4 protein-coding genes are annotated in these 11,781 nt (G+C 63.8%); all 4 read right to left on the minus strand.

Annotated elements, in window-relative coordinates; all coding sequences use genetic code 11:
- Positions 1–6: 6 nt before the first annotated feature.
- Positions 7–423 (minus strand): holo-ACP synthase AcpS, encoded by a 417-nt coding sequence (gene acpS / locus AC2YB9_RS13140; protein WP_487265790.1) that lies wholly within the window; start codon positions 421–423, stop codon positions 7–9.
- A complete protein-coding gene (locus AC2YB9_RS13145) occupies positions 420–9,497 on the minus strand; it encodes a fatty acid synthase subunit beta domain-containing protein (protein ID WP_487265791.1) in 9,078 nt (3,025 codons plus the stop codon). The genes acpS and AC2YB9_RS13145 overlap by 4 nt, the downstream gene beginning before the upstream one ends.
- Positions 9,498–9,811: 314 nt before the next feature.
- Positions 9,812–10,564, minus strand: coding sequence for an SDR family oxidoreductase (locus AC2YB9_RS13150; protein WP_487265792.1), 753 nt, complete (start codon positions 10,562–10,564; stop codon positions 9,812–9,814).
- A complete protein-coding gene (locus AC2YB9_RS13155) occupies positions 10,561–11,781 on the minus strand; it encodes an acetyl-CoA C-acetyltransferase (protein ID WP_487265793.1) in 1,221 nt (406 codons plus the stop codon). Before AC2YB9_RS13155 ends, AC2YB9_RS13150 begins: the two co-directional genes overlap by 4 nt.

Below are 11,781 nucleotides of genomic sequence, written 5' to 3' on the forward strand. Positions count from 1 at the left end.
GGGGGCTTACTGGTCGGACATCACGACATAGGCCGTGGCGTAGTCACCGTCGTGGCTGAGTGAGACGTTGAGGGACACATCGGGCAGCCGCTTGGCGACCTCACCGTGCAGGACAATCCGCGGCCGGCCCCAAGCGTCAGTCACCAGTTCGATCAACTGATAAATGTCTTCATCCAGCACCGGCGGTTCACCAAAGATCGACTCCGACCAGGCCTTGATGACCGCTTCTTTTGCAGCCCAGCGAGCGGCGAAGTGACGTGCAGGGTGGGAGCCCCTTGAGTGCACGTCACTTCGCTCGCCGGATGTGAACACCTGCTCAAATTTTGTGCCGGGTTGACTCAACTGATCCTGGAACGAGGGAATATGGACCAAGTCAATGCCGATCCCCCGCAAGCGGGAGGAACTGCCACCGGCAACGCTCACGAGCAGGCCGCGCCTTGATAAACGCCGTTCACATCAAGTCGCGCGTTCGGATCGAGAAGCATCGCTGCCTCTCGCGCCCGAACCCCGTCCGAACCGAGCCGCCGGTCGGCCGGACGTTCATACATTGTCTTGCCGCCGCACATCGCCTGTGCGAGCCGCATCCGGCCAGCAATCCGCCGCTGATGTGCGCGCGCCAGATAAGACTCCCGCTCGGCAACTGGCAACGACTCGACGAAGGCCTGCGGATGTACAACCGCAATCAGCCCGGACACGTGACCGAAGCCGAGGCTAGTCAGGATGCCAGCTTTGAGCGCCGGCTGTGCAAGCGGACTGCGCAGCCATACGAGGTGTTCATTGTCGGCAAGAACCTCATCGACGCAATCGAGTGCACGGTTGGGCGGTATGACGCCGCCATCGAGCACCTGACACAGGCCGATCAGCTGGAATGCGGCGGCGCCGCCCTTCGCGTGACCAGTCAGCGACTTCTGCGAAACCACGAACAACGGATTGCCATCGCTGCGGCCTAACGCCCCGGCGAGCCGCTCATGCAGCTCCGACTCGTTCGGATCGTTGACATTTGTCGAGGTGTCGTGCTTGGACACCACCGCGATGTCATCGGCGCTGACGCCGAGCTTGCCGAGCGATTTGGCCAGTCGCGACTCCGGCCCCCCACGCGCGGCGCTCAACGCACCGATGCCAGGGGCTGGGATCGACGTATGAATGCCGTCGGCGAATGAACCCGCCCAACCGATCACACCGAGAACTGGCAGACCCATGCGGGCGGCAACATCGCCGCGAGCCAACAGGATCGTGCCACCGCCCTGCGACTCGACGAACCCACCACGCCGGCGATCGTTGGCCCGCGAGAAGTAGCGGTCCTCGATCCCCTTGGCGCGCATCGCCGCGCTGTCGGCGGTCGCGGACATGTCGGCGAAGCCAACGATGCCCTCGACGCCGAGGTCGTCGAAGCCGCCGGCAACAACCACATCGGCCTTGCCAAGTTTGATCTTGTCGACGCCTTCTTCGACCGAAACTGCGGTCGTGGCACACGCTGCGACCGGGTGGACCATCGCGCCGTAACCGCCGACATACGACTGCATGACGTGCGCGGCAATGACGTTGGGCAACGCCTCCTGCAGCAGATCGTTCGGCTTGGACTCGCCCAGCAGCGTGTCGATGTAGAGCGAATGCATCGACTCCATCCCGCCCAGGCCGGTGCCCTGCGTGCTGGCCACCTGCGCGGGGTGAACCCAGCGCATCAGTTCGGCCGGGCTGAACCCACTGCTGAGGAAGGCATCGACGGTCGCGATGAGATTCCACAGCGCAACCCGGTCGAGTGAATTGGCCATGTCAGCCGGGATGCCCCACACGGTCGGGTCGAAGCCGGTAGGGATCTGGCCGCCGACCGTACGGGTCAGCTTCATCCGGCGCGGTACGCGAATCTCGGTGCCCGCCTTCCGGGTGACTGCCCAGTCGCCGTCGGCGCCGGGCTCGATGAGCGTGTGCTCAGGATCGGCCTCGCGCAGCGCTTGCGCCTCGGGTTCGCTCGTGACGGTAAACGTCAGGTCCTTGTCCAGATAGACCGAGGTCAGCAATGGGAATGAGTTGTCGACCATCGAACCGGAGTCGACGTATGTACGCACGCCGCACGCCTCAACAACCGTGTCGTGATAGCGGTCGGCAATGTCGGACTCGGGGACAAAGTCGCCCGATTCCGTGTCGTACCAACCGGCCTTTGGCTCATTCTCCCAGGTAACAAGCCCTGTGGTCCAGGCGAGTTCGAGGACACCGGCCGCCGACAGTTCGTCGCTAACCTCCATCTCGAAGCGCGTGCGCGCCGAGCCATACGGGCCAACTTCGCCCGTGCCGACGATAACCACGAGGTCCTCGGGGGCGACGTCGATGTCGTCCCACGCCAACGGTTCAGACGCGTCGAGCTGCGCCGGCGAGGCTGGCAGGGCAGCGATCAATCCCGCCAGCTCTTCATCCAGACCAACAGCATCCAGATCAATAGCCGGCAACTCGACATCAGCCGCGAGTGCTTGCAGGTCGAGTGTGGTGCCGCCGAGTCCGCCGGTGAAATCGACGGTGAGCGGTGCGTGTTGGGCCGAGATGCGGGCCTCGACGCTGCACGCTGACAACAGGTTGGCTGCCATCTCTGTGGTGGTCCAGGTGCGGACGCCGGCGGCTTCCACTGCATCGACCAGTGGATCGTTCTGACCCATCAGCCCGGTGCCCTTGACCCAGCCAATGATGGCGTGCGCCAGACTGACCCGGTCCTGCCAGCTCGACTCGGCACTCCACTTGGCGACGATTGCGTCGAGCGCGGCCTTGGCCTCACCGTAGGCGCCGTCGCCACCGAACATGCCACGGTTGGGCGAGCCGGGAAGTACGACGTGCAGGACCGCATCGATGTCGATGTCCTGACCGTGTTCGGCGAGCGCCCCGATGAGGCGTTCGACCGACCAGAGCAGGATGCGCATGTCGACCTCGGAGCGGGCTCCGGCATCGGTCATGTCGCCAGCAACCCGGCCCGCCGCAAACGGGAACAACAGAGTCGGGGTCATTGCGTCCTTAATAACGATCTTCTGACCGCCGAGCGATTCGCTTTGCTCATTGCCAACCCAGTCGGCGAGCGCGTCGACATCGGCGAACGAGGCCATGTTGGCCGGAACGACCCACAGAGCAGCACCGGCACGAGCATTATCGCGATAGAGCGAGCGATAGAACGAAAGGCGATCACGGTCGAGTCGTGATGTCGTGGCAACGACTGTCGCTCCGCCACCGAGGAGTTCAGCGACGATTCCGGCCGCGATCGAACCCTTGCTGGCACCCGTGACAACCGCGAGGTCATCGGTCCAGTCGCCCGCCTCATCTTCGACCGCAGCTACTGCAATCGCTTCGAAGCGTTCAACGAGGCCGGCACGATTTTCGGTGCGTGCCCGGTCGGCCCACCACTGTGCTTGCGTCGCTACAGCCTTGCCGGCTGCGGTGAAAGACGCCGTGATGTCATCCCCGGCCCAAATGCGGGCGAGGTCTTCACGTGCGGTGGCCCAGCGGTCGTCGAGGAGCACGGCACGCTTGGCGTCGAATGCCGGCGCGGTGAGCCGTGCCCAGTCGCTGCCGAGTTCGGCTGCGACTCGTTCAAGAACGATTGCATCGGCGGCATCAGCTTCGACCATCGGCGCGGGGGTATTGAGCCCCAACTCCGCCAGCAGATGGCGCGCAGTCGAGGCGAGGACGCCGTCGGTTCCGGTGATCTGGCCGGTGATCTCAGCTAGGGCAGCCGCGTCCACGGTTGCGTCGCCGCCAGCAGCGGCCGGGATCGCAACCTGAACGCCTTGGCGCGCTCCAACCGTTGCCACCGCTGCGTCGATCGCAGCGTCGACATCCGCGCCGCTCGCGACCGAAAGGTCACCGAAGGCTCCGCCACGGACGCTGGCGCCTTCGCGGGTCGCCATGGCTAGTTCGGCCGTGACGTGATCGGTCCAGCCGGGGCCGAGTTGCCATACGTCACTGACCCGCTCAGCAATCGAAGCCTGTCGGCGGCCGGTCGGGCCAAGGACTTTGCGCAGAACGTCGGCGATCGCCTCGGCAAGAACATGCCCGAATGGCTTGTAGCCGCGACCAAGCCGATTGACCGTTGTCGCGAGCGTCGGCATATCAGCTTCAGCGGCGCCATCAATCGCGCCGAGCGATAGTTCGCCACCGAGATCAACGAGCAACTGATTGCGGCGCGAAGACACACCATCGCACAACGACTCGATCGAATCGGCGCTACCGATCTGGTCGATCCGCAGTTTGGTCCACATGGCGATCAGGATCTGGGTCGCATCAGCGGCATCGAAGCTGAGATCTGCTGGTCGGGGCGCACCCGACGCCGCGACCGGAGCAGCCGCTGCAGGAGCCGCCGCCAGTGCCGAAGCTACGGGCGCTTCATCGACCGGAGCAACGTCTTCATCGTGTGCCACGGGATCCTCGTCGGTCGAGAACACGATCGTGCTCTCGCGCTCGATGTTGAGGACTTGAACGCTGTCAGCGTCAAAGCCGGGCAGTTTGAGCGTCGAGCTGGCGAGGTTCGCCACGGTCGGCGCCTGGCCGACGCCGATCTCAATGAAGCGTTCGACGCCGAGCTCCGATCCGAACATCAGATCTTGGGTCTCGATCCAGCGCACCGGGCTGGCGAACTGCCAGGCCAGCAACTCAATCAGCAGCGTGCGGCAGAGCTCGGCGGGCCGCTGTGACCAGTCCGCAAAATCAGCGAGGACCGCATTGAGCGGCTCAGAGGGAACAAGGTCGGCGATCTCCTGCACGAAAGCCCGCTCCAGCGAGAACGGCTTCGGTACCAGGTTGGGGATGTAGCGACCGGTCAGAATGACCGGATCGATCTCAGCCGGCAGCAGGTCTTCGAGACGTTGCCGGAATTCGGGCACGCCGCCACGCAGCACGGTCGAGTGGAACGGCACGTCGATGCCGGGGACGAGCACGAACGCAGCGCGTCCGCCAAAGGCGTCACGGGCCTCGTTGACCGCAACTTCGAGCGCTTCCAAGCCGGCGATCGTGCCGGCGATCGCATACTGCGAACCGCGCAGGTTGAAGTTGACGATTTCGAGGAATTCGCCGGACTGTTCAGCGACGTCGGCAACGAATGGCATGACGGCGTCATCGGCGAGTCCGAGCTGCGACGGGCGGATCGCGGCCAGCCGATAGTTGCTGCGGCCTTTGGCGTCGCGTGCGACGAGCGTATGCATCACCGAGCCGCGTTGGAACACGACCTCGACCACTGCTTCGAGCGGGATTACGCCCGAAACGGCGGCAAGTGCGTTGTACTCGCCGACCGAGTGACCGGCCAAGATCGAGCCCTCCGCAAAGTTGCCTGATTCGCGCAGTTCGGCCATCTGGGCGGCGCCAAGCGTCGCCATCGCGGCCTGCGTGAATTGCGTCAGGAACAGCACACCATCGGGGTGACGATGGGTCACGCCGTTGGCTTTGAGCACCGTCGGGTTGTCGCGCACGACGGTCAGGATCGAGAAGCCAAGAACCGCCCGAGTATGCGCGTCAGCGCGGTCCCAGATGTCGCGGGCGGCCTTCGACCGGGCGTAGCCGGCCATACCCATGCCCTTGTGCTGGATGCCTTGGCCGGGGAAAGCGTAAACCGTACGAGGTGCTTCGAGTCGGGCCGAAGCGGCCATGACCAGCTCGCCATCGGCGCGCGCGGTGACCTCGATGATTTCATCGCCGTCAACAACCGCGACACGCTCAGCGCGCAGATCGACGGTGCTGCCCGGTGCGAGCGGCGCGAGGAAACGCGTCGTCCAGCCGATGATGCGGCGGTCAGCGACGACCTGCTGCGCAGCGGCCGAGAGCCACATACCGTGAGCGATGGGATCACCGAGGCCAGCAAGACGCGCTGCCGCGAGGCTCGTATGGATTGGGTTGTGATCGCCCGACACCTGCGCGAATGCGCTCATGTCGGTGGGCGCGACGACCGAGGCGGACGCCCGGTGGCGACGCGGTGTGTCGGTGAGATCCGTGTCAGCGGCTCCCCCGGCACGTTTCGGGTCGTCGAGCTTGCCGGCGCCGTTGCGGCCACGGATCGCGAACCGCTCGGTCAACGTGGCGACCGGGGTCGATCCGTCGGCGACCGCAACGTCGATCGTGATGATGCGGCCCATCGTGGTTTCGGCCACCGAATCGACGTGCGCATCAATTGTGAGCGTCGCCGTCGTGGTTGGAAGCGGCGCGCTGAGCGCGATCGCGTGATCAAGGTGGACCAGATCGAGCATGCCTTCGACTACCGGCGTGCCATCGACGACGGTGTCACCGAGCGCCGCGAAGACCGCAGGCCAAGACAATCCGACGAGGACGTCAGGTACTGCGTTGCGCGGGCGATCCGCGCCACGGCTGACCGTGACGCCAACGTGGTCGGCGATGAGATCTGGGTTCCAAGCGACTGACAGCGAGGCAACGCCGGACTCAACACTCGGCAGGGTGCCGCCGGCAGCGCCCGTGAGCAGCGCAGTCATGGCCTCGGCCGCAGCCTCGGTCGTGATGACCGGTGCTGAGCCGAGCGCGACCGAAGCATCGATCTCGATCGTGAGGGTGAGTACGTCTTTAGCTGATGCTGCGGCTGACGGTGCTGCCGCCAACGGAACAGTGAGGACCGCGACATTGGCATCGGTAACCGCCAACGAGGCCCCCGTTTCGGGATTTTCGGCCGTGACATCATCGACGATGACCCAATCGTCGCCGAGGCGGTGGATCGGATTGCGGACCGTACGGCCAGCCCAGATGACGTCGGTCGAGGCCAGCACGAGTGCGAGCTCACGTCCGGCCGAAGCAACGCGGCGGCGGCCAGGAACGCTTAGCGGCGCATCGCCGGCAGCGAGCAATCCGTCGATTGTTTCGTCTTCAAAGCGCTGCAGAAGTTCGGCAACTGGTTCGTTGATGCGGGTGATTCCGGCAACCGAGACCGGGCCGGGGATGATGCAGACCTGGTCCGCTGAGTAGCGCGGATCGTGAGCCTGCCACAGCGAGTCCGAGCGCCACCAGCGGCGTACATCGCCATCGATGACGGGGACGAAGTTGACTGGTTTGCCCGGCAGCCGGCACTGGTCTAGGAAGAACGGAACGTCGGCCGGATGCAACACAATCGTCTCGGCATGCGGGTAGGCAGCAAGCAGTTCACCGACCGCCGTCGGACCGTTGTCGACCGAATCCAGCTCGACGAACAGCGTCGAAATTTGGCCCTTGTCGGCAGTGTTCAGACGTGCTTCAGCCTGCTGAATCATGTTGTGGAAACGGGTGCGCTGCGTGACATCGAGCCAAGCCCGACCATTGGCTGAGACAGGTGCTGCGAGCTCGACGAAGCGGCGGAGCCAAGTGGCATACGTCATCTCGGAAACATTGCCAAAATAAGGCTTCGCGGTGCCATTGACGGCGGTGATGATTTCGTCGCGGCGCGCTTGGACAGCTTCGGCGTCACCGGCCACCACATCAAGTAGGCGTCCGACCTGCGATGCAGTGTTGTCGATCTCGTGGATGTCAGCGCCGAGCTGGCTGCGATTGGAGGCCATACCGCCCTTTGCGGCGCCTGCACCGATCCACGTGTTGGTGCCACGGGTGTCGACGAGCAGTTGTTTGACCTCGGGAGCGGTCGTCGCCTCGAGCGTGGCCATCGCGGCGGTGCCAACGAGGATGCCGTCAAGCGGCATAACCGGGTAACCATGCTTGAGTGCCCAGGTTCCGGTCAGGTAGCTGCTGGCAGCTTCGGGTGTGCCGATGCCACCGCCAACGCAAACCACGACGTTATCGCAGTCACGCAGATCGGAGTATGCGGCGATAAGTAGCTCGTCGAGGTCTTCCCACGAGTGGTGCCCACCGGCTTTGCCGCCCTCGATCTGAACGATAATCGGCGACGGTGCCACTTCTTTGGCGATCTGGACGACTGCCTTGATTTGCTTCGCGGTGCCTGGCTTGAACACGACGTGGCTGATGCCGACCGTACGCAATTCGGCGACGAGCGCCACGGCGTCCTCAAGTTCGGGTATGCCGGCGGTCACGATCACACCATCGATCGCAGCGCCATTGGCGCGAGCATTCTGAACGAGTCGCTTCTGCCCCAGCTGCAGCTTCCACAGGTAAGGATCCAAGAAGAGCGAGTTGAACTGGTAACTGCGTCCTGGCTCTAGCAGATCGTCGAGTTCGGCGACGCGGTCAGTGAAGATCTCTTCGGTGACTTGCCCGCCACCGGCGAGCTCGGCCCAGAAGCCAGCATTGGCGGCCGCGGCCACGATCTTCGCGTCAACCGTCGTTGGTGTCATGCCAGCGAGCAAGATCGGCGAGCGGCCGGTCAGGCGGGTGAAGCGGGTCTCGACGTGCAGCCCACCGTCGGGCAGGGCGATCAGTTTTGGCGCATAGCTGCTCCACGCCTGCTTGCGCTTGGGCGCCGCGCCCGCACTGGTGAGTTCACGGTGACCACGACGCGTCGCCGTCGCAATGGCGACAGCGCCACGTGCGCGAATCGTACGGGCCGACATACGGCTGATCAGGTCGGCGGGGCCGAGGTCGAGGAGCCACGACGCACCTGCGTCAACGGCACCGTCGAGGGCGTCGACCCAGTCGACAGGGTCGACGATCGATTCGAGGGTAAGGCTGCGGGCCAGCTCGGTGTCGAGTCCACATACGGCAGCCCACTCAGCGACCAGATCCGCAGCTTCGGCCATCAGCGGATGGTGGAACGCGACCTCGGAATCGAGGAATTCGAAGACCGGCGCAAATGCGGATCCACCGCGTACCTTGCGAGCGAGCTCAGCTTTGTCCGCGGCGGCGACATCCTCACAGCGGGCCTGCAAAGCGGCCAGGCTTGCCGGCGAACCGGAGACGACGACGGTACGGCGGGCATTGCGTACACCGACGAATGCCACGGCTGACTCAGGCATCGCGGCGACGATGTCACGGATGGATTCGGGGGTGACGTTGGCGATGCTAAGCATCGCGTCGCCGAGCAGGTTGCGACGACGAGCAACGATTGTGGCGGCGGTGCCGATGAGGCGTGCCAATGCAAGGACTTGCACGTCGTCAACGCCCTCGACCGAGGCGCGGGCCAGACGACCTTGCGAATGCGAGATGACGGCTGCCGGCGCGGTGACGGCGGGATCGATGCCCTGACGGACCAGTGCACGGAGCGCGGCGAGTTGGGCCAGCAGGATGCCTGGCACCGACACCGCGGCCGAGCCGAGTACATCAGCACCGGGAACGTCGGGCGCATCGATGTCATCGGCGGACACCGCGATGGCGAGCTGATTGGCCCAGGTCAACGGAGTGAACGGCGCATCGACGCGCGCCAATTGGTCGGCGACGGGGGCGATGAGCGCATCGGCACCGGTCAACAGCGTGGACATTTCGTTCTCGAGCGCGAAATCGCGGATGAGATCGGCGAACGGTTCTAGCCATGCCATCCCCTGACCACCGAATGCGAGGGCATAACGCTCGCCTGTGTTGATTCGGTCGGCAAGTGTCGTCCGACGTTCGGTCGAGGGGGCAATGGGCATAAACGGTTCAAGTGTCGTCATCGATGCAAATCCTTGGTGTCAGCCGCCGACCAGATTCGATCGGTTGGGTAGACAACCAGTATGACACGAACCTGAGGGAAACCTCATCTTTTATCTGAGGTTTTACTCACGTTTTTTCGTACTCGTCAGTAGATTTGCCGATGCATGAAATGCGCGGGTTGGGACGTTCGATGAGGGTTTGTGGTTGCTCGTGCTGCCGGTTTCCCTCATCCTCGGTCACGATGGTCGGCGAGCATGAGGGGATGTGGTCATCTGGACAACCGAAGCCCCTCGCTGTTGGCCGTCAGTGGACAACCAGCGGCCGGGTGCGACGATCAGACGCCGCCGGTGAGTGTAAGTCCGCCGTCGATAACGATGTTCTGACCCGTAAGCCAGCTGGCATCATCAGACAACAGGAATGCAACAACTGAGCCGATATCCTCGGGCACGCCAAGTCGCTTCAACGGGTATGCCGCCGAAACCTCATCCTCGCGGCCGTCATACAGCGCCTTGGCGAACTTCGTCTTGACCACAGCCGGGGCAACCGAGTTGACCCGGATATTCGGACCAAGTTCGACCGCAAGTTCCTCGGTCACGTGGATGAGCATCGCCTTCGACGCACCATAGAAGCCGATCCCCGGAGCCGGTTTGATGCCAGCGACCGAGGCAATGTTGACGATTGCTCCGCCGTTATCGGCCATCCACGCCGCGTAGGCCTTCTGCGCCCAGGAGAGCGCTGACAAGACGTTGACTTGGAAGATCTTCTCGGCGGCGCTCAGATCGATGTCGATCATCCGACCGTAGACCGGATTGATCCCGGTGTTGTTGACCAAGAAATCAACCCGCCCGAAAGCCTCGATCGCCTTGGCGATCGCGTCCGCCTGATGCTCAACGTCATCGCCGGAGCCCGCAACACCGATCGCATTGCCCGCGCCCAGTGAGGCGACTGCTTCGTCGAGTGCCTCCTGCTTACGGGCGGTAAGGCAGACCTTCGCACCATCGGCGACCAGTCGCTCAGCGACACCGAGCCCGATGCCTCGGCTGGCACCGGTAACAATCGCGACCTTACCGGCAAAACGTTTGCTCATGAAAGCCGCTCGATGACCATGGCCATACCCATGCCGCCACCGACGCACATCGTCTCGACACCGAACTGCTTGTCGTGGTGCTGCAACGAATTGATCAGCGTCGAGGTGATGCGGGCACCGGTCATACCGAACGGGTGGCCGATCGCGATCGCGCCGCCATTGACATTGAGCTTATCGATCGGGATACCGAGCGCCTGGGCCGAGCCGAGCGCCTGAACTGCGAACGCCTCATTGATCTCAAACAGGTCAATGTCGTTGACCGACATACCCGCATAACCGAGTGCCTGCTGGATCGCGCCGATCGGCCCAAGGCCCATGATCTCGGGCGAGAGGCCCGTGACGCCGGTCGACACGATGCGGGCCAGCGGAGTGAGTCCGAGCGCTTTGGCCTTCGCATCACTCATGACGACCACGGCAGCAGCACCGTCGTTGAGCGCGCAACAGTTGCCGGCCGTGATTGTGCCGTCGGGCCGGAACACCGGCTTGAGACCTGAAACTGATTCGAGCGTGACACCCGCACGAGGTCCGTCGTCTTTATTGACGACGCTTCCGTCGGGCAGCGTCACAGGCGTGATGTCCTTGGCCCAAAAACCATTGGCGATCGCCGCTTCGGCGAGGTTCTGACTGCGTACACCGAACTGGTCCTGCTCCTCGCGGCTCATCCCAATCTTCTGCTGAACATTCTCGGCAGTCTGCCCCATCGCGATGTAGATATCGGGGATATCGCCGTTCTCGCGCGGATCGGTCCAAGCGGCCGCTCCGCCCTCGGCACGCTTTTCAGTACGCGCCATGGCAGCAGCGAAATAGGGGTTCTGCGTGTCGGGCATGCCGTCGGCATTGCCCTTGACGTATCGACTCACAGTTTCGACACCGGTAGAGAGGAAGACGTCACCTTCACCAGCTTTGATCGCATGGAATGCCATCCGGGTCGTCATGAGGCTCGACGAGCAGTAGCGGTTGACCGTCGTACCGGGCAAGTAATCCATACCAGCCTGCACCGCCACGACGCGGCCGAGGTTGAAGCCCGACTCACCGGCGGGCTGACCACAGCCGAGCAGCAGATCAACGATGTCTTTCGGATCCAACTCGGGCACCTTGTCCAACGCGGCCCGGACCATCTGGACGGCGAGGTCATCAGGGCGCATCTCCTTGAGCGAACCCTTGAAAGCACGGCCGATGGGCGAACGGGCGGTGGAGACGATTACTGCTTCAGGCAT

It is taken from the genome of Aeromicrobium changchenzhani, from assembly GCF_057586615.1.